The following is a 19,094-nucleotide window of genomic DNA, read 5'->3' on the forward strand; positions in this document are numbered from 1 at the left end:
GGCGATGGGCGTGGACGAGAGCCGGGTGGCGGAGATCACCGTCGGCGCACGACTGACGGGATCCGGCTACCTGGTCGCCAACGGCCTGGTCCTGACGGCGCAACACGTCGTCGGGTTGAACAGCACCAACAGCGACCGTCTCGCGGTGCGCTTCACGGACGAGGACGACTGGATCGCGTGCGCCGTGCGGTGGCGCAGTTCCGAGCGTCTGGACGCGGCGCTGCTGGAGATCACCGATGAGCGGTGGCTTCGCGGCCGACGGCATGTCTCGACCCGGTGGGGGACTCTCGCCGGCAGGGACACAGTGGAATGCACGGTGACGGGCTTTCCACAGTTCGCCCAGCGGCGGACCGGCCTCAGGGACATCGAACTGCTGACGGGCCGCATCGAGCCGATGCAGGGATCCGCCACGTCGGGCTGGATCATCCGGGGTGTTCCGGACAACGTTCCCGGCGGTGGTCCTCTGGACGGGATCACGGGAGCTCCCGTCTTCGTCGACGACCTCATGATCGGCGTGGTCAGCGCGCTCGGCGCCGACGGCCGATTGCGGGCGGCGCGTACGACTCAGCTGGCGCGCGACGATGAGTTCGCCCAGCTGGTGTCGTCCCGGACCGGTGTGCCGCTGGTGCCCGAGGCCGTGGAGCTCACGCGCATCGCCCGACCACCACTCCCTGTGCGTACGTTCACATCACTCGTGTCGCTCCTCGCCCCCGAGGCGCGGGTCCTGCCCTTCAGCGGACGAGAGAAGGAACTCCAAAGGCTGAGGGACTGGTCCGGGGGTTCCGGCATCCAGGTGTGCTTGTGCACGGCTCCGGCCGGGTTCGGCAAGAGTCGGCTGGCCCTCCAATTCGCCGTGGAACTGGGCCGGCGTGAGTGGGCCGTCGGCGTACTGCGGCCGGATGCGCCCTCCCATCGACTGGCCAGGATCGCCGAACTTCAGGCGCCCACGCTGCTGATCGTCGACGACGGCAAAGCGCAGACGGACCAGCTGCTCCCTGTGCTCGAACAGGCTGCGCGCCGCACTTCCGAAACGCCGTTCCGTCTGCTGGTCCTGGCGCGTGAGGAAGGCCCGTGGTGGGACGCTCTCATCAAGAGAACCAACGACGCCGGGGCACGAGAAGCGCTGAGCACAGCACTCGGCATGCCGCTGCCGCTTCAGCACATCTCGGAGCCGGGCAGGGCCGAGGCGTTCGACAATGCGGTACGCGGCTTCATACCGCTGCTCTCACAGATTCCAGATCTGTCGAACCGGCACTGGCAGGGAATCGCCGAGACGATCTCCAAACCGCCGCTGGACAACCCCGCGTTCGACACGGTGGGCAGCCTTCAAGTAGCCGCGCTCCGCGCGTTGCTGGCGGCCGCACCGGATACCGACGAATTGCTCCGCTCCCTCGACGAGTTCGTATCCCGCAGCCACAATCCTCCGCAAGCCCTGCCCGAAAGCCAGTCCGCCCAGGACCCCGCCTCCTCCCCAGGCTCGCTCCACACCCGGGGCTTCGGAGACCGCCTCGCCGAGGCCGACCTCATCGGCAGAACCGCCATGGTCGCCGCCATCACCGACCTGCTCGCCCCGCCGGAGCCGGACGAGTCCGCCACCGGAGCCGACGCCCACGGCCCTACCGTCGTAGCGCTCGAAGGACCGTGGGGTTCGGGCAAGTCGACCACGATGCGGTTCATCGAGCAGGAGCTGATCCGCCGTCGGCCACAGCCGGAGCCGAAGCCCGAACGCTGGTCGCGGCGCTGGTGGTGGTCCTGGTGGTGGCGCTTGCCGATGCCCCGGCATCTCTCCGTCAGATCGGCACTGCGCATCCTGGGGTCGGGCAGGAAGGAGACCACTCGTCGGGGCCGACATCGCGCCGAGGCCCTGCGGGGCTTGCCTGTCATCGCCCACTTCAATCCCTGGGCCCATCAGTCCAACGAGCAGATCTGGGCGGGCCTGACGCGCTCGATCATCGAGGCCGCGCACCCCGTGCTGGGGGCGGACGACAGGGCACGCGAAAGGTACTGGCTGTTCCGCAACCGGCTGCGTCTGGAGCGCCGCCACCTCAGGCGGAAGCTCTGGCGGAGTCTGGCCTCTCCGCTGCTGCGGCTGGCCGTGTTCGCCCTGCTGCCCCCGCTGATCGCGCAGTTGGTGAAGGCGGATCAGACCTACACCGTGTGGGGATTCACGCTCACCGCACCGAAACTGGCCCTGGCCATCCCCGCCGGGCTCCTCGCAGCCGGGCTCTTCCACACCGTCGGCCGGTTCCTCTTCGGCCGTGCCAGGTCCTTCCTGCCGGGAGACGTCCTCGACGGCCCCGTACTCAGCGGCGCGCTGGCCCCGGGGATGGGCGGCGCCGCCGACCCCGCTCTGCGCGACCCCTACTTCAACGCTCGCTCCGGATACCTCTACCTGGTCCAGCACGACATCCGTGAACTTCTGGCGAGCCTGCGCGGCCGCGGTCATGAGCTGATCGTGTTCATCGACGACCTCGACCGATGCTCGCCGGGCACGACCGCCCAGGTCTTCGAGGCGATCAACCTGTTCCTGTCGGGAGCCCTGCAGGACGCCGCGCCGTGTCAGACCGCCGACCAGGCAGAGAAGACAAAGTGGATAGTGAAGGTATGGCGGGAGATAAGGGAGAAGACAGGGCATAAGACAACGAAGGCGGAGCAGGCCCAGCAGACACCGAAAGCGACGGACGCGCGGGCACAATGCCGGTTCGTCATCGGGCTCGACCCAGCCGTGGTCGCCGGTCATCTCGACCAGGCGTTCAAGGACCTCCAGCCGGAGAAGTCCCGTCCGTCCAACGGGGACCCCTCCTGGGGCTGGACGTTTCTGCGCAAGCTCATCCAGCTCCCGGTGATTCTGCCGCCGATCACCGACACCGGGATAGACGAGGCGCTGTCGGGACTGCTGGGGTCCGTCGCGCAGCCCACGGCGCCGCCCACGCCACAGTCGGCGGCACCCACGGGCGGCGGGGAGACCGAGCCGGCGGCGCAGCCCACGGCCGAGGCCCCCCAGACGGCATCGCTCGTATTCGCGCCCGCAGCCGACCCCGAGCCGGACATCCGAGCCCGCGCCCTGGAGACCAACCCCGTCGTCCGTGCCCTCATCCAGCAACGGCTCTACGACCAGCCCGACCTGTCCATCCGGGAGACCAAGCGCCTGCTGACGATCTGGCAGTTCTACCTCCGGGTCGTCGGCCACAAGGAGCGGGGAGCGGACCAGCTCGACGTGGAGCAGGCCCTCCACCTGGTCGTGCTCGCCGAGATCGCCGCCCGGTGGCCCGCCCTCCAGTCCCACCTCCGGCGACCGGTGGACGGGCGCCCCGGACTGCACTGGCTGGCCCTCGCCAGGCATGAGGACAAGGCGTGGGAGGAGGCCCGCGCACGCACGGCCCTCCAGGACGAGCGGTACAAGCACGCGTGCGACGCGTTGCGCGCGCTGCTCCAGAAGCACGACGGGGCGCAGCTCGCGGCGATGGCGGAGCGGCTCTAGGCCCGCGGTCTCGCACCGCCGCCGAACGGTTCAAAGGGGCGCAGGAACGGCCCGCCGGCCCGCGGTTCGCCCCAACTCGGCGGGCCCCACGAGGGGCGGGAAAGCCGAGTCGAATGGCCGCCGCTCGGGCGGTGGGCCGGTGGGTCGCGCGGTAGTACGACACCGCCAGGCAGGGCAGCCCCGCCCTCGGGGATACGGAGCGAGCCCGGCCGGGGGTGCGCAGGCGCGACGCGCCGAAGGGGTGAAGCGCGTCGCGCCTGGTCCTCGGCGACTCCCGCCTTCGGCACCGGACCGGCGGCCGCGCCTCGGCTGCCGGCGACCGGTGCCTGGGAGGGTACGGATCATCCCGGACGTCGACACCGCGGGACATCCACCCCGAGGGCCCTGTCGAGAGGGGGTCGCTCACGAGATATCTTGATGTCGAGCAATGTTGCAGACGTGGAGCGGAGCACCCGGTGACTGACTCGACCATCATTTACACGCACACTGACGAGGCCCCGGCCCTGGCGACGTATTCGTTCCTGCCGGTGGTCCAGGCATACGCCTCGCAGGCGGGTGTCACTGTGGAGACCCGTGACATCTCGCTGGCCGGGCGCATCATCGCCCTCTTCCCCGAGTTCCTCCAGGAGGGCCAGCGCATCGCCGACGCCCTCCACGAGCTCGGCGAACTGGCGAAGACGCCCGAGGCGAACATCATCAAGCTGCCGAACGTCTCGGCCTCGGTCCCGCAGCTGAAGGCCGCGATCGCCGAGCTGCAGGGGCAGGGCTACGCGCTTCCGGACTACCCGGACGAGCCGAAGTCGGACGAGGAGCGCGACATCCGCGCCCGTTACGACAAGGTCAAGGGCTCCGCCGTGAACCCGGTGCTGCGCGAGGGCAACTCCGACCGCCGCGCCCCCGCGTCGGTCAAGAACTACGCCAAGACCCACCCGCACCGCATGGGCAAGTGGTCGTCCGAGTCGAAGACGAACGTCGCCACCATGGGCGTCGACGACTTCCGCTCCACCGAGAAGTCCGCGGTGATCTCCGAGGCGGGCTCGCTCCGTATCGAGCTGGCGGGCGAGGACGGCTCCACCACCGTGCTGCGCGAGTCCGTACCCGTCCTCGCGGACGAGGTCGTGGACGCGTCCGTCCTGCACGTCGCCGCGCTGCGCGAGTTCCTCACCGCCCAGATCGCCCGCGCCAAGGCCGAGGACGTGCTGTTCTCGGTGCACCTCAAGGCCACGATGATGAAGGTCTCCGACCCGATCATCTTCGGTCACGTGGTGCGCGCCTTCTTCCCGAAGACGTTCGCGGCGTACGGCGAGACGCTGGCCGCGGCCGGTCTGTCCCCGAACGACGGCCTCGGCGGCATCCTCAAGGGCCTTCAGGCGCTGCCCGAGGGCGACGCGATCAAGGCCTCCTTCGACGCGGAGATCGCCGAGGGCCCGGCCCTCGCCATGGTCGACTCGGACAAGGGCATCACCAACCTGCACGTCCCGTCCGACGTGATCGTCGACGCCTCCATGCCGGCGATGATCCGCACCTCGGGCCACATGTGGGGCGCGGACGGCCAGGAGGCCGACACCCTCGCGGTCCTGCCGGACAGCAGCTACTCCGGTGTCTACCAGGTCGTCATCGACGACTGCCGCGCCAACGGTGCCTTCGACCCGGCGACCATGGGCTCGGTCCCGAACGTCGGTCTGATGGCGCAGAAGGCCGAGGAGTACGGCAGCCACGACAAGACCTTCGAGATCCCGGCCACCGGTACGGTCCGGCTCGTCGACCAGGCCGGCAACGTCGTCCTGGAGCAGGCCGTCTCCGCCGGCGACATCTTCCGCGCCTGCCAGACCAAGGACGCCCCGATCAAGGACTGGGTGAAGCTGGCCGTCAGCCGCGCCCGCGCCACCGGCGTCCCGGCGGTGTTCTGGCTGGACGAGGACCGCGCGCACGACGCCGTCCTCATCGAGAAGGTCAAGCAGTACCTGCCCGAGCACGACACCGAGGGCCTGGACATCCGCATCCTCTCCCCGGAGGACGCCACCAAGCTCTCCGTGGAGCGCATCCGCCGTGGCGAGGACACCATCTCGGTCACCGGCAACGTGCTGCGTGACTACCTGACCGACCTGTTCCCGATCCTGGAGCTGGGCACCAGCGCCAAGATGCTGTCGGTCGTCCCGCTGATGGCGGGCGGCGGCCTCTTCGAGACGGGCGCCGGCGGCTCCGCGCCGAAGCACGTGCAGCAGCTGGTCAAGGAGAACTACCTGCGCTGGGACAGCCTGGGCGAGTTCCTCGCGCTGGCGTCCAGCTTCGAGCACCTCGCGACGACCACGGGCAACGCGCGCGCCCAGGTCCTGGCCGACACCCTCGACCGCGCGACGGCGACCTTCCTCAACGAGGACAAGTCGCCGACCCGTCGCGTCGGCGGCATCGACAACCGCGGCAGCCACTTCTTCCTGTCCCTGTACTGGGCGCAGGAGCTGGCGGGGCAGACCGACGACGCGGACCTCGCCAAGACGTTCGGCCCGCTCGCGGAGACGCTCGCCGCGCAGGAGCAGACGATCGTCGACGAGCTCATCGCCGTCCAGGGCTCCCCGGCCGACATCGGCGGCTACTACCAGCCCGACCCGGCCAAGGCCGCGGCCGTCATGCGCCCGTCGGCCACCTGGAACGAGTCGCTGGCGACCCTCGCCTGACACACCGTCGGCGGCCCCCGGGCCACCACCGCACCGCCCCGGCCGGATCTTCCGGCCGGGGCGGTCGTGTTCTCCGGTGACGTCCAACTCACCCGTACGCGCGCAGGGAGGTGACAGCGGCGGCCCACCTGGGTGATCAGCGGTGGCGGGCCGGAACAGCCGCTCATAGCTTCGGCAATATGACCAAACGACAGATGGCCTACCTCGCCTGCACCGTGGTCGTCGTGGCGTCGGGGCTGGGTGCAGCCCCGTCCGCCGACCACCAGACGGTGCACTTGGTGAACCCCGGCGAGTCGATCCAGAAGGCCGTGAACTCCGCGCGACCGGGGGACACCGTGTTCCTCTCCCCCGGCACCTACCACGAGAGCGTCCGCATCACGGTGCCGAACCTGACCCTGCGGGGCTCCGGCGCCCAGTACACCGTCATCGTGCCGGGCGCCGCCACCGCCGACAGCACGTGCGCCAAGGCCGGCAACGGCATTTGCGTGACGGGGACGGACAAGAGTCCCGTCAAGGGCGTCACCGTACGCTCACTGACCCTCAGAGGCTTCACCAAGCAGGGCCTGTGGGCGTCGGGGACCGATGGGCTGACGGTCCAGGGCGTGACGTCCGAGAAGAACGGCCAGTGGGGCCTCGCCCAGGAGAGGTCCGTGCGCGGGGTGTTCCGCCACAACCTCGCCCAGAACAACGGCGACGCCGGCCTGTTCCTCTCCAACACGGTCGACACCGAGGAGGGAGCCCGGGACGCCAAGGGGACCGTGGTCAGTCACAACCGTCTGGCCGGCAACCGGATCGGCGTCACGGTGCGACGGCTGCGGAACCTGACCGTCGATCACAACGAGGCGACCGGCAACTGCACCGCGGTGTTCATCGTGGGTGACGAGAACAAGCCGCGCGTCGGGGCACTGAGCGTGCGCCGCAACTACATCCACGCCAACAACAAGCTCTGTCCCAAGACCGCCCGGCTGCCCTTCCTGCAGGGCTCCGGCATCGTCCTCACCGGCGCCGAGGACGCGAAGGTGACGGAGAACAGGGTCGAGGACAACGCGGGCACCTCCCCGCTGTCGGGCGGCATCGTGCTGTTCAAGAGCTTCGTGGGCGCCCTCAGCCAGCACAACGAGATCCGCGACAACGTGCTGGCGCGCAACAGCCCGGCCGATCTGGCCAACCGTGACACCACCGGCAAGGGCAACACATTCCACGGCAACACGTGCGCGGTCTCCCAGCCCGCCGGAATGTGCTGACCGGCCCGCTCCCGAGTCCCCCCACACAGCACGACAGCAGAAGCGAGGCAACAGATGACGACCGTTGACCCGGTGACGAGAGTGGATGCGGCTCCCCCGCCGCCCATGCGGCTGAGGGAGCTGGTCTTCGGAGCGGCGGTCGCCGCCGCCGTACGCGCGGCAGCCCGCCTGGGTGTGGCCGACGCCCTGACAGAAACGCCCATGAGCGTGGAGGATCTGGCGGCGGCGGTGAAGACCCAGCCGAAGACCCTGCGGCGGCTGCTGCGCGCGCTGTCCTGCCGGGAAGTCTTCACGGAGCTCCCGGACGGCAGCTTCGCGCATACGGAGATGTCCCGGCTGCTCCGCGAGGACGATCCGCACAGCCTGCGGTACATCGCCCTGTGGTGCACCGAGCCGTGGACGTGGAACGTCTGGCCGAAGCTCGACGAGGCGGTGCGCTCCGGCCGGAACGTCTTCGAGGACGTGTACGAGCGGGAGTTCTTCGACTATCTCAACGAAGAGGCCCCGGAATCGGCGTACGTGTTCAACCGGGCCATGACGACGTCCAGCGAGCAGTCCGCGCGGGACGTCGCGAACCTTCTCGAACTGCGGGGCGTGTCCTCGGTCGCGGACATCGGGGGCGGCCAGGGACAGGTCCTGGTCAGCCTGCTGGAGAAGCACCCCGGGATGCACGGCACGCTGCTCGATCTGCCGGGAGTGGTGCAGAACGCCGATCCGCGCCTGCGGAAGGGCGGTTCGCTGGCCGAGCGGGTGCGCATCGTGCCCGGGGACTGCCGCGAGGACATCCCGGTCCAGGCGGATGTGTACATCATCAAGAACATCCTGGAGTGGGACGACGACAGCACCCGCAGGGCGCTGGCGAACGTCCGCAAGGCCGCACGGCCCGGTGCCCGTGTCGTCGTCATCGAGAACCTGGTGGACGACACCCCGTCGATGAGGTTCACCACGGCCATGGACCTGCTGCTGCTCCTCAATGTCGGCGGTGCGAAGCACACCCGGCAGAGCATGGTCGACCGGCTGACGGACGCGGGGCTCGTCATCGACGAGTTCCGTCCGGTCAACGCGTATCTGCACGCCTTCGAGTGCACGATCCCGGGCTAGCCCGGGAGACCCGGTAAAACCCGAGGCCGCCGGCTCCGCGTTCTGCGCGGGGTCGGCGGCCTCGGGTTGTGTCCCGGCGCTCGCTTCAGGAGGCGGCGTCGCGCTCCCAGCGGTAGAAGCAGTGCGCCATGGCGTCCTTGGGGCTGCGCCAGGTCTGCGGGTCGTACGCGCTGACGTACGCCGAGAGTTCCTCGCTGATGCTGCGGAACTCGGGATGCCCGGCCACCTTCGCGATGGCGGGCGCCGGGTCCTGGTCGGCTTCGATGAGGTGCATATACACGTCACCGAACTGGAAGAGGCTGCGCCGCTTGACGCCGATCAGGTGCGGGAGTTCGCCGCGGTCGGAGGCGGCGAACACGTCAGCGATCGCCGGGGCCGAGTCGGGCGCCATGCGGGCGACGATCAGGGCGTGGTGCATCGGGTGTCCTTCCTGAGCCGGGGGTCAGCGGGGCAGGGGCGCGTTCTGGCGGTCGCGGGCGGCCTGCTCGATCTTGTCCCGGATGAGGGCCATCTGCGTGACGGAGTTGCGGTTGATGTTGTCCGTCATCCAGGCGTCGTCGACCGGGGCCTCGGGCTTCATCGCGAAGTCCTGCACCCAGTGCATGTGGGTGCCCTGCGGGGTCTCCTTGTACTCCCACCGGATGTTCATGTGGGCGAAGGGGCCGGTCTCGACGCGGCGGGCCAGGACGGTCCGCCCGGCGCGGTCCATGGTCCGCTCCGAGACCCAGCTCCAGACCTTCCCGTTCTCGTCCGGGTGCATGGTCAGGCGGAACGTCGTCGTGTCGCCCTCGCGGGAGAGCACCTCCAGGGACGCGTACTCGCTGAAGAGCTGCGGCCAGTTCTCGATGTCGTTGGTCATGTCCCAGACGAGGTCGAGGGGGGCGTCGATCGTGATGCTGTTCTCGGTGTGTCCGGCCACTTCAGGCTCCAGCCTTGAGGGTGCTGTTGACGAGGTCGAGGAATTCCCTGGGGGTCTTGCAGCGCTCCGCGTCGGGCGGGAGCGGCTTGCTGTACCGGTTCTCCAGCTCGCCGACGATGCCGAGCAGGCCGAGCGAGTCGAGGCCGAGGGTGCCGAACGGCGAATCCGACGCGTGCTTGAGGTCCTTGGGGTCGACGGAGACTCCGGCGGCCTTCTTCATCAGCTTGGCCAGTTCGTCGACAGTCACTTCGATGATCATGTGTGTGTTCTCCTTCCCGCCCGGTCCTACCGGGCGGATTCGCTGCCGCGGCGCACTACCAGCGCCGCGTTGGAGCCCATGAGTCCCCTGCTGAGGACCAGGGCCGTGTGCAGCTCGGCGGGGCGAGCGCTCGACATCACCAGGTCGAGGTCGTGGCAGATGTCGAACACGTTGGGGGTGGGGGGTACCTGGCCGTTCTCCATGGCGAGCACCGCGGCCGCGGTGTCCAGCACGGGTGCCGCGCAGTAGGTCCGTCCGATTCCGGTCTTGGGCGCGGTGACGGGTACGCGGGTGCCGTGCGCGCCCAGGGCATCGGCGATGGCCAGTGCTTCGGCGCGGTCCGCCTCCGGTACGCCCAGGGCGTCGGCGAACACGACGTCGATCTCCTCCGGGGCACAGCCGGCCTCGTCGAGGGCGCCCCGGATCGCGTGGGCGAGCCCCTCTCTGGACCGCTCCCAGCGGGAGGCGCCGGTGAACGTCGCGGCATGGCCGGCCACGGTGGCCCGGATGGCCGCACCGCGCTCGCGGGCGCGGTTCTCGTCCTCGACGACGAGCATGGCGCCGCCCTCCCCGGGAGCGAAGCCGCAGGCTCCCGCGGTGAAGGGCCGGTAGGCGCGGTCGGGGTCCTCGACGGTGCTGAGCTCGGGGTAGCCGAGCTGGCACACCATCGAGTACGGGGCGAGGGGCGCCTCCGCGGCTCCGACGAGCACCGCGCCGGTTCCGCGCCGTACGTCCCGGGCGGCGTGCGCGATGGCGTCCAGGCCACCCGCCTCGTCGCTCGCGACCACTCCGCAGGGCCCTTTGAAGCCGCCCCGGATGGAGATCTGTCCGGTGCTGGCGGCGTAGAACCAGGCGATGGACTGGTACGGGCCGACGTACCGGGAGCCCTGGCCCCACAGCTTCTGGAGTTCCCGCTGGCCGAACTCGCCGCCGCCGGACCCGGCCGCGGTGACGACGCCGATGTCGTACGGGTCGTCGAGGTCACCGCCGCCGAGGCCGGCGTCGTCGAGGGCGAGGACGGTGGCGGCCATCGCGAAGTGGCTGAAGCGGTCCGTCTGGACCAGGAACCGCTCCTCGATGAGGGCCGCGGCGTCGAAGGACCGGACTTCGCCCGCGACACGGAGCGGCAGGTGCTCGCATCCCTCGCGGGTGATCCGGTCCAGGACGCCGAGGCCTTCCCTGATGGACTTCCAGTACGCGTCGGCGCGCAGTCCGTTGGGCGCGATCACACCGATGCCGGTGAGGGCCGCGCGCCGGGGGCGCTGATTGCTCATCGTGTCCTCCCGCCCGGCCTGGTCAGCAGGACCGCGGACTGGAAACCGCCGAATCCGCTGCCCACGGAGAGCACGTTCCTCAGCTTCCGCGGGCGTGCGGTGCGCGGCACGTAGTCCAGGTCGCACTCGGGGTCGGGGGTCTCGTAGTTCGCCGTCGGCGGTACCACCTGGTGCTTGAGAGCAAGCACGCAGGCGACGACCTCGATCGCGCCGATCGCGCCCAGCGAGTGCCCCACCATGGATTTGATGGAGCTCATGGGCGTGTCGTAGGCGTGGGCGCCCAGGGACCGCTTCACCGCGGCGGTCTCGTGCCGGTCGTTCTGTCGGGTGCCCGAGCCGTGCGCGTTGACGTAGTCGATCAGCGTGGGGTCGAGGCGGGCCTGGTCGAGCGTGGTGTCGATCGCCCGGGCCATCTCCAGCCCCTCACCGGTCAGACCGGTCATGTGGTAGGCGTTGCCGTAGGTGGCGTAGCCGCTGATCTCGCAGTAGATGTGCGCGCCGCGGGCTCGGGCGTGCTCGTACTCCTCCAGGACCAGCACCGCGGCGCCCTCGCCCATGACGAAGCCGTTGCGGTGGGCGTCGAAGGGCTTGGAGGCGTGCTCGGGGTCGTCGTTGTTGGGGGATGTGGCCTTGATGGCGTCGAAGCAGGCCATGGTGATCGGTGATATCGGCGAGTCCGACGCCCCGGCGATGCAGACGTCCGCCCGGCCTTCCTCGATGGTGTGGAAGGCGTAGCCGACCGCGTCGAGTCCGGAGGTGCAGCCGGTGGAGACGGTCTGCACCGGTCCCTGGGCACCGAACTGCTCGGCGACGACCGAGGCGAGCGTGCTGGGCGAGAACGCCATGTGCAGTTGGGGGTCGGCCGCGTGGTGGTCCACGTCCCACCGCCGGCCGCCCTCACTGACCAGGACGTAGTCGTGTTCCAGGCGGGTGGTACCGCCGACGGCGCTGCCCAGGGATACTCCGATCCGCCAGGGGTCTTCCCTGTCGGCGTCGAGTCCGGAGTCGCGTACGGCTTCACCGGCGGCGACCACGGCGAACTGGATGTACCGGTCGGCGTGTTCGCTCAGCTCCGGGTCCAGGCCGTGCGCGAGCGGGTCGAAGTCGCATTCGGCGGCTATGCGCGAGCGCAGGCCCGCCGGATCGAACAGCGTGATGCCGCGGGTCGCGGTACGGCCGCCTGCGAGGAGGTCCCAGAACGCCTCCGCCCCGGTGCCGCCCGGAGCGACCACACCGATACCGGTGACGGCCACCCGCCGGGTCACTTTATGGCCCCACTTCGCTCGGACGGCTGTCCGTGGTCCGGCGCGGACAGGTCCGCCCCGGCGGTGGCGAACTCGGGGCCGGGCGCGGTGTCGTCGGTCACCTCCGTGTCGACGTGGCCGAGGCTCGGACGCGGGGCGAGCGGGCCCAGGTGGAAGACCATGCGGGCTTCCGTGTCGCCGATGTTGCGGAAGCGGTGCCGCATGTTGATCGGGATCAAGAGGCCCTGATCGGGCTTGAGCCCGTACGTGTCGCCGTCCAGGTCCACTTCGAGCGCGCCGGTGACGACGTACACGAACTCCTCGGAGTACGGGTGGTAGTGCTCGCCGATGCGCTCGCCGGGCTGGACGATGGCCAGGCCCATGAAGCCGCTGGTGGAACCCGCGGTGGCGGGCGTGAGCATGGCCCGCAGGTCACCTCCGCGCCTGCGGTTGGGTTCCGTCTCGCTCAGGTCCACGATGCGTGGATGCTTCTTGAACATGGTTGATACCTCCGGGTGTGGCAGTGACGTCCGGGTGAGACGGCCCCGGTCAGGGGCCGTCGTGGTCCGTCAGGAATCCGTCGAGCTGCGGTCGGTGATGGGCATCATGTCGGCGTGCGACAGGAGGCGGTTGATGTTGCGTTCCGTCTCCAGGGAGCCCTCGACGCCGATCGCGGCACCATCGAGGAGGCGCTCCAGCTCCGCGGCCTTCTTGCGGCCGCTGAGGCCGAGGGAGGCGACGGGGTCGAGGTCGAGCTCGCCCGTGATGTCGATGAGGCGCACCACGATGTCGTCGCGCTGGAAGACCGTGCTGCCGTACACCGGGCTCTTCGGGTCCTCCGCCGCGGCCTCGTCCTGATGGGCGAGCAACCGGGCCAGCTCCATACCGCAGCCCGCTCTGGCCGGGTAGTAGAGCGCGTGACGCCGCAGGTCGGCGGGTGCCTTACGGCCGGACACCACATGGTGCACGGCCGGGAGCGCGGCCCGGGTGAAGAAGACCCGCGCCGAATCGCCGTCGGTCAGGTCCCGGTCCTGCTCCAGGTACGGGTTGATGGCCTCTTCGACCGCCCGCACCTCGGGCTGGCGCGCCACGTGGCGCAGTGCCGCGAGCAGGTCGCCCTCCACTTCGACGGCCCGCACGACGCGGTTGCCGTGCATGAAGAGCGAGGTACGGCGCAGCTTCGTGGTGTCGTCGACCTGGGCCTGGGGTGACTTGTACCCGGCCAGGATCTCCGCGACCTTCGACTCGGAGCCCGGCTTGACGGTGAACGTGAGGGCGTGGCGTGCCACACCGTCACCCACGCGGGCCTCCACCTGCATCGCCGACCTGGCCGATTCCGGCGTGAGCGGCTGAGCGGGGGTCGTCTCCCGGAGGATGCTGTAGCGCATCGACCGGGTGTCGCGGACGCAGCTGTGCATCGGCCGGACCGTTTCGACGTGCTCCTCGCTGTTCACCCACGCGAGGAAGGGCGGTGCGCTCTCCCACTCGCTGGTGATGAGCCACTGCGAGGGGTTCTCGATCGACTGGCAGAGCTGGTCACTGAGGTGACCGGGGACCGACGCGACCTGATTGCGCATGTGCTCGTACGCGTCGAGGAATTGCTGCTGGGCTCCTTCGTACAGATCGAGCAGCAGGATCACCCGCAGCCTGGAACCGTCGAATGCCGACTGCGATATGCGTCCCGAGATGGTCATCCGGCACACCTCTCCTCTTCTTCCACAGAAGGTCAGGAAACGACCGCCGTGTCCGAAAGGCCGGGGTCGCCATGTGCCGATCGTTGACGGGAGCCCGGATGCGCGCGAGCCCCACGGGGCGGACGAGTGAACCGCGTGCCATCCGGGTGCCCCGAGCGCGCGAACCGGTCCACACAGGGCATGGAACCTGGTGGCCGTTCAAGTCGGCCGGGCATCCCATTCCTGACTCACGTCGCAGGTGACGCTGGAGGCAAGCAATGAACCGATTGAAAGAGGCCGGCGAGGTCGGTCACCACACGCCCGTCCTCATCGTCGGCGGCTCTCTGGTGGGCCTGTCCACCTCCCTGTTCCTGGGGCGACTCGGCGTGCCGCACATGCTCGTCGAGCGCCACTCGGGCACCTCGATCCATCCGCGCGGACGCGGAAACAACGTGCGCACGATGGAGTTGTTCCGGGTGGCCGGGGCTCAGCGGCGCATCGAGGAGGCCGCGTCGGTCCTGGCCGAGAACCACGGCATCCTCCAGACGCCGACCCTGGTGGGCGATGCCGGCGAATGGCTGTTCAAGGAGATCGACCCCGGCGGCGGTCTGGCCCGCTTCAGCCCCAGCGCCTGGTGTCTGTGCAGCCAGAACGACCTGGAGCCGGTGCTGCTGGAGACCGCGCGCGAGCTGGGCGGAGATCTGCGGTTCCACACGGAGCTGATGTCGTTCGAGCAGGACTCCCAGGGGGTGACCGCGCAGGTCAAGAGCCGGGACACCGGCGAGCACAGCACCATCCGCGCGGATTACCTCGTCGCGGCGGACGGTCCGCGCAGCCCCATCCGCGAGCGGCTCGGCATCGGGCAGACCGGACCGGGCGACCTCTTCCACAACGTGAGCGTCACCTTCACCTCCCGCGGCCTCGCGGACGTCGTCGGTGACCGGCGCTTCATCGTCTGCTACCTGACCAATCCGGAGGCCGACGGGGCCCTGCTGCCGGTCGACAACAAGGAGCACTGGGTGTTCCACGCTCCCTGGCACCCCGAGCACGGCGAAACCCTGGAGGAGTTCACCGACGAGCGGTGCGAGGAACACATCCGGCGAGCCGTGGGCGTACCCGACCTCGATGTGCGGATCACCGGCAGGGCCGCCTGGCACGCCGCCGAGCGGGTCGCCGAACGGTACGCGGACGGCAGGGTGTTCCTGGCCGGCGACTCGGCCCACGAGATGTCCCCCACCGGGGCGTTCGGCTCCAACACCGGTATCCAGGACGCGCACAACCTCGCCTGGAAGCTGGCCGCCGTGGTGGGCGGCTGGGCCGGCCCCGGACTGCTGAAGTCCTACGACGCGGAGCGCCGCCCGGTCGCGGAGGCAACCAGCGCACGCGCCTCGTCGCGCTCGGTCGAGCACAGCCACCCCGGGTACACGCCCGGCCCCGAAGCCGGCAGGCCTGGCGGACCCGGTGGATCCGGTGTCACCGGCGGCCCCGGCCGACCTGGGGGACCCGGTGGCCCCGGGGCACCTGGTGCCGCCGGCGGCCCTGGTGGCCCCGGCCGACCCGGTGGCCCCGGCGGCGGTCCTGGCGGTCCTGGCGGCCCCGGTGGCAAGGGCGGAATCCTGAACGTGGCGCTGGGCTACCGCTATCCGCGCGGCGCGGTCCTCGGCGCCGATCAGACGATGCCGGTCGTGCCCGAGGGCATGCGGTTGACGGGCGAGCCCGGGAGCCGGGCACCCCACATGTGGCTGACCGACGCGGGCGCCCGGATCTCCACCCTCGACCTGTACGAGCGGTCCCTGGTGCTGCTGAGCTGCGCGGACGGCGCCGGCGGGTGGCACGCCGCGGCGAAGGCGGTCGCGAAACAGCTCTCCGTGCCGCTCGACTCGTACCGGGTCGGCAGCGGGTCCGACGCGGAGCTGTCCCCCGCGAGCGAGATGGACTGGGCGGAGGTCCACGGCGTCACCGCGGACGGTGCGGTGCTGGTCCGCCCCGACGGATTCGTCGCCTGGAGGTCCGAAGGGGCTTCAGCTGATCCCACCACGGCGTTGCGGGAGGCCCTCGAGGCGGTCCTGGACCGGCGCTGAACACTCCGCACCACCCTCCAGAGGCCGTATCGGTGTTTTCCGATACGGCCTCTGACCTGCGCCGTGGAAGCGATCGACGGCAGAGCACACATCACCCATTCGGCCCAGTCCCGTTTGCGACCCCACCCCGGGGACCCTAGAACGGGAGGGGAGAATTTCACCCATTTGGGCTCACATCTTCCGCAGTTCCCTCTCGGAGAGAAGGTCCGCTCATGGACGCTCCGCTCAATGGACAGGTCGGCGGGATGGGCTGGATACCCGACCACCCCGACATCCGCGACTACACCAAGGACGCACCGCAGGTCGACAAGTTCCTCGGCTCGGCAGGGATACTCTCCCGGGCCATCAGTGCGCCGCCTCCGCTCGTCGACCTGCGGCCCAGGTGCTCGCCCATCGTGGACCAGGGCAACCTCGGCTCCTGTACGGCCAATGCGGCCGCCGGAGTACTCGAGTACTTCGAGATCCAGTCCTCCGGCTCGTACACCCCCGCCTCTCGCCGGTTCATCTACAAGGCGACGCGCAACTTCCTCGACCTCCACGGCGACACCGGTGCGTACCTCCGCTCCACCATGGGCGCCCTCGCGCTCTTCGGCGTCCCCCCGGAGAAGTTCTGGTCCTACGACATCACGCACTTCGACGACGAACCGCCCGCGTTCTGCTACGCCTTCGGCGGGAACTACCAGGCACTGCTGTACTACCGGCTGGACCCGCCGGGCATCAACCTCAACGAACTGCTCACCGACATCAAGGCCACCCTCGCGGGCGGGCTGCCGGCCATGTTCGGCTTCCCGGTCTACACCAGTATTCGGCAGGCCACCGGGGGCAACATCCCCTTCCCCGCCTCGCACGGCGAGAGCGTTCTCGGGGGCCACGCGATCGTCGCCGTCGGCTACGACGACAGCCGCACGGTGACCAACCCCGTCGACAGCAGCACCACGACGGGCGCACTCATCATCCGCAACTCCTGGGGCACGTCCTGGGGCGACCACGGCTACGGCTACCTGCCGTACGACTACGTCACCAAGGGCCTCGCGGATGACTTCTGGGTGCTCGTGAACGCCGAGAACGTCGCCGTGAACCCGTTCACCGCACGGTCCGGCTGAGAGTCCGAAAGCGTGACCCGACCGCCCGGGAGAATGGTCGAGGGCCCTGCATCACGTGAGTGAGGCAGGGCCCTGACCTCCGTCTCAATGCAGGTCGGCCCGCGCGGGGGTGTCGTCGAGGAAGCCGCCCGACTGGTGCTGCCACAGCTTCGCGTAGGCACCCTCCGAGGCGAGCAGCTCCTGGTGCGTGCCCTTCTCGACGATCCGTCCGTGGTCGAGGACGACGAGCTGGTCCATACCGGCGACCGTGCTCAGCCGGTGCGCCACCACGAGCGCGGTCCGTCCCTCCATGAGCCGCCACAGCGCCTCCTGGACAAGGATCTCGCTCTCGGAGTCCAGGGCGCTGGTCGCCTCGTCGAGCAGCAGGATCGGCGCGTCGCGCAGGATCGCCCTGGCGAGGGCGACCCGCTGGCGCTGTCCGCCGGACAGCTTGATACCGCGCTCGCCCACCATCGTGTCGAACCCGTCCGGCAGCGCGTCGGCGAACTCCGTGACGTGCGCCGCGTCGGCCGCGCGACGGATCTCGGCGTCGGTGGCGTCCGGCCTGGCGAACGCGATGTTGTCCCGCAGCGTGCGGTGGAACATCGCCGGGTCCTGCGGCACGTAGGCGATCAGGCTGCGCAGGTCGCTCTGGCGCAGCCTGCTGATGTCCTGACCCCCGATCAGGATCCGGCCGGCCTCGATGTCCGTCAGCCGCAGCAGCAGCCGGGTGAGGGTGGTCTTGCCCCCGCCGGACCGGCCGACGAGACCGATCCTCGCGCCGCTGGGCACGGCCAGGTCGAGGCCCTCGAAGAGCGGCTCCGCGCCCGCGTGGGCGAAGGTCACCCGCTCGAAGTGGACGTCGGCGGCCCGGGACCGCAGCGGCTCCGGTGACTCCGGGTCGAGTACGGTGGGCGGCGACAGCAACAGCTCCGTGAACTGCGCGGCCTCGGTCATCGAACTCTCCAGGCGACGGTAGATCTGGTTGAACTCGAACATGATCCGCGTCGCGTTGGAGTAGTACGTGAAAGCGACCACGACCGCCTCGACGCCGTGCTCGCCCCCGCCGAGCGCGACCGCGAGCAGCAGGCCCAGCGCGTTGGTCAGCACGGACAGTGGCGCGACCAGCGTGTCGATGCGCAGGTTGCCGTAGTCCCACGACCTCAGCGTGAGCCGTCGCGACGCCGCGACGCGGGACCGGTGCTCGGCGGCCTCGCGTTCCTCCGCCGCGAACGCCCGGACCGTGTCCATGTTCATCAGGCTGTCTGCGACGTGACCCGAGACCCGGGCGATCGCCGCCTCGCGCTGAACGACGAGCGCCTGGCGGCGACGGATGAGGGGTATCACGCACAGCGCCGTCAGGGCGATCATCGCCAGGAGTCCGACGACGAGCAGCGGTTCGTAGCGCCACAGCACCACCGACCCGAACAGCAGCGGCACGAGGCTGCCCATGACCGAGAAGGTCAGTGTGTCGACGAACTCCTCGAAGCGGGAGGCGAAGCTCAGGACCCGCTTGGTCAGCGATCCGGCGAAGTTGTCGTGGAAGAACGCGGCGTCCTTGGCGAACAGCTCGTCCATGCCGATCACGTACAGCTGCTCGATACCAAGGGCGTCGAGTCGGTTCAGGCAGTGCAGACCGATGCGCCACAGCAACTCCGCGGCGAGCAGGGCTCCGGCGAAGCCGAGGACGTACGGCATCGTGGAGCCGATGGAGATATCGGCATCCCCGGCGATACGGCCGACGAGCTTCGCGACGATCAGTGGCGCGATGTAGTTGATGCCGATGTTGCCCATCGCCGGCAGCAGCATCCCGGGGACGGTCAGCCGCCGCAGGCGGGCTAACTCCCGTCCGTAATAACGAAGTGCGAGCAGCACCGGGCCCCTGCCCGGCGGAACCTCGCGCGATTCAGGCGATCCCATCTCAACCCTGTGGTGTTGTACGGCGGCCCGCCCTGTGCTTCTCCGGAGAGATGCCGTTGCCTCAATGACCGTGCGGAGCTTCGGCACGACGACGGAGCCCCCGCGCAGTTCGCGGCGGCGCCGACGTGCGAGTACGGGCAG

General features: G+C 69.8%; 14 protein-coding genes. 6 read left to right on the forward strand and 8 right to left on the reverse strand.

Translation table 11 applies throughout. The annotated features are described in order from the left end of the window. Positions 1-4: 4 nt before the first annotated feature. From OIC96_RS04845 to OIC96_RS04860, 4 genes are all read left to right on the forward strand, one after another. On the forward strand, positions 5-3,481 hold the full coding sequence (locus OIC96_RS04845) for a P-loop NTPase fold protein (protein WP_330309116.1): 3,477 nt from the start codon (positions 5-7) through the stop codon (positions 3,479-3,481). A 455-nt stretch (positions 3,482-3,936) separates the two neighbouring features. Beyond that, positions 3,937-6,156 (forward strand): NADP-dependent isocitrate dehydrogenase, encoded by a 2,220-nt coding sequence (locus OIC96_RS04850; protein WP_330309115.1) that lies wholly within the window; start codon positions 3,937-3,939, stop codon positions 6,154-6,156. 179 nt (positions 6,157-6,335) lie between these two features. After that, positions 6,336-7,400, forward strand: coding sequence for a right-handed parallel beta-helix repeat-containing protein (locus tag OIC96_RS04855; RefSeq protein ID WP_330309114.1), 1,065 nt, complete (start codon positions 6,336-6,338; stop codon positions 7,398-7,400). A gap of 54 nt (positions 7,401-7,454) precedes the next feature. Then, entirely contained in the window at positions 7,455-8,501 is a 1,047-nt protein-coding gene (locus tag OIC96_RS04860; protein ID WP_330309113.1) for a methyltransferase, read from the forward strand. An 85-nt stretch (positions 8,502-8,586) separates the two neighbouring features. On the opposite strand, the gene OIC96_RS04865 is transcribed toward OIC96_RS04860, so the two are convergent. The 7 genes from OIC96_RS04865 to OIC96_RS04895 all read right to left on the reverse strand — a co-directional run bounded on the left by OIC96_RS04865 (position 8,587) and on the right by OIC96_RS04895 (position 13,891). Continuing rightward, entirely contained in the window at positions 8,587-8,919 is a 333-nt protein-coding gene (locus OIC96_RS04865; protein ID WP_330309112.1) for a TcmI family type II polyketide cyclase, read from the reverse strand. 24 nt (positions 8,920-8,943) lie between these two features. Beyond that, complete coding sequence (locus OIC96_RS04870; RefSeq protein WP_330309111.1) at positions 8,944-9,420, reverse strand: SRPBCC family protein; 477 nt, start codon at positions 9,418-9,420, stop codon at positions 8,944-8,946. A 1-nt stretch (position 9,421) separates the two neighbouring features. Further along, complete coding sequence (locus tag OIC96_RS04875; RefSeq protein ID WP_330309110.1) at positions 9,422-9,679, reverse strand: phosphopantetheine-binding protein; 258 nt, start codon at positions 9,677-9,679, stop codon at positions 9,422-9,424. Between the two features lie 26 nt (positions 9,680-9,705). After that, entirely contained in the window at positions 9,706-10,953 is a 1,248-nt protein-coding gene (locus OIC96_RS04880) for a ketosynthase chain-length factor (RefSeq protein ID WP_330309109.1), read from the reverse strand. Next, positions 10,950-12,218 carry a beta-ketoacyl-[acyl-carrier-protein] synthase family protein gene (locus OIC96_RS04885; RefSeq protein ID WP_330309108.1) on the reverse strand — a complete coding sequence of 423 codons (1,269 nt, stop codon included), beginning with the start codon at positions 12,216-12,218 and terminating at the stop codon, positions 10,950-10,952. The genes OIC96_RS04880 and OIC96_RS04885 overlap by 4 nt, the downstream gene beginning before the upstream one ends. Then, complete coding sequence (locus OIC96_RS04890) at positions 12,215-12,697, reverse strand: cupin domain-containing protein (RefSeq protein WP_330309107.1); 483 nt, start codon at positions 12,695-12,697, stop codon at positions 12,215-12,217. Before OIC96_RS04890 ends, OIC96_RS04885 begins: the two co-directional genes overlap by 4 nt. Positions 12,698-12,766: 69 nt before the next feature. Then, entirely contained in the window at positions 12,767-13,891 is a 1,125-nt protein-coding gene (locus OIC96_RS04895; RefSeq protein ID WP_330309106.1) for a SchA/CurD-like domain-containing protein, read from the reverse strand. 257 nt (positions 13,892-14,148) lie between these two features. Between OIC96_RS04895 and OIC96_RS04900 the strand changes: the two genes are divergently transcribed. Continuing rightward, positions 14,149-15,951, forward strand: a complete 1,803-nt coding sequence (locus OIC96_RS04900) for an FAD-dependent oxidoreductase (RefSeq protein ID WP_330309105.1) — start codon at positions 14,149-14,151, stop codon at positions 15,949-15,951. Between the two features lie 212 nt (positions 15,952-16,163). Continuing rightward, positions 16,164-17,054, forward strand: a complete 891-nt coding sequence (locus OIC96_RS04905; protein ID WP_330309104.1) for a C1 family peptidase — start codon at positions 16,164-16,166, stop codon at positions 17,052-17,054. 84 nt (positions 17,055-17,138) lie between these two features. On the opposite strand, the gene OIC96_RS04910 is transcribed toward OIC96_RS04905, so the two are convergent. After that, entirely contained in the window at positions 17,139-18,953 is a 1,815-nt protein-coding gene (locus OIC96_RS04910) for an ABC transporter ATP-binding protein (RefSeq protein ID WP_330309103.1), read from the reverse strand. Between the last annotated feature and the right edge of the window lie 141 nt (positions 18,954-19,094).

The sequence above is a fragment of the Streptomyces sp. NBC_00775 genome (assembly GCF_036347135.1).
GTDB lineage: Bacteria > Actinomycetota > Actinomycetes > Streptomycetales > Streptomycetaceae > Streptomyces > Streptomyces lutosisoli.

Excerpts from the sequence above, each read along its gene's own strand:
- OIC96_RS04845 (WP_330309116.1), top strand. The coding sequence starts at position 5 with ATGGGCGTGGACGAGAGCCGGGTGGCGGAGATCACCGTCGGCGCACGA.
- OIC96_RS04855 (WP_330309114.1), top strand. The coding sequence starts at position 6,336 with ATGACCAAACGACAGATGGCCTACCTCGCCTGCACCGTGGTCGTCGTG.
- OIC96_RS04860 (WP_330309113.1), top strand. The coding sequence starts at position 7,455 with ATGACGACCGTTGACCCGGTGACGAGAGTGGATGCGGCTCCCCCGCCG.
- OIC96_RS04865 (WP_330309112.1), bottom strand. The coding sequence starts at position 8,919 with ATGCACCACGCCCTGATCGTCGCCCGCATGGCGCCCGACTCGGCCCCG.
- OIC96_RS04875 (WP_330309110.1), bottom strand. The coding sequence starts at position 9,679 with ATGATCATCGAAGTGACTGTCGACGAACTGGCCAAGCTGATGAAGAAG.
- OIC96_RS04880 (WP_330309109.1), bottom strand. The coding sequence starts at position 10,953 with ATGAGCAATCAGCGCCCCCGGCGCGCGGCCCTCACCGGCATCGGTGTG.
- OIC96_RS04890 (WP_330309107.1), bottom strand. The coding sequence starts at position 12,697 with ATGTTCAAGAAGCATCCACGCATCGTGGACCTGAGCGAGACGGAACCC.
- OIC96_RS04895 (WP_330309106.1), bottom strand. The coding sequence starts at position 13,891 with ATGACCATCTCGGGACGCATATCGCAGTCGGCATTCGACGGTTCCAGG.
- OIC96_RS04900 (WP_330309105.1), top strand. The coding sequence starts at position 14,149 with ATGAACCGATTGAAAGAGGCCGGCGAGGTCGGTCACCACACGCCCGTC.
- OIC96_RS04905 (WP_330309104.1), top strand. The coding sequence starts at position 16,164 with ATGGACGCTCCGCTCAATGGACAGGTCGGCGGGATGGGCTGGATACCC.
- OIC96_RS04910 (WP_330309103.1), bottom strand. The coding sequence starts at position 18,953 with ATGGGATCGCCTGAATCGCGCGAGGTTCCGCCGGGCAGGGGCCCGGTG.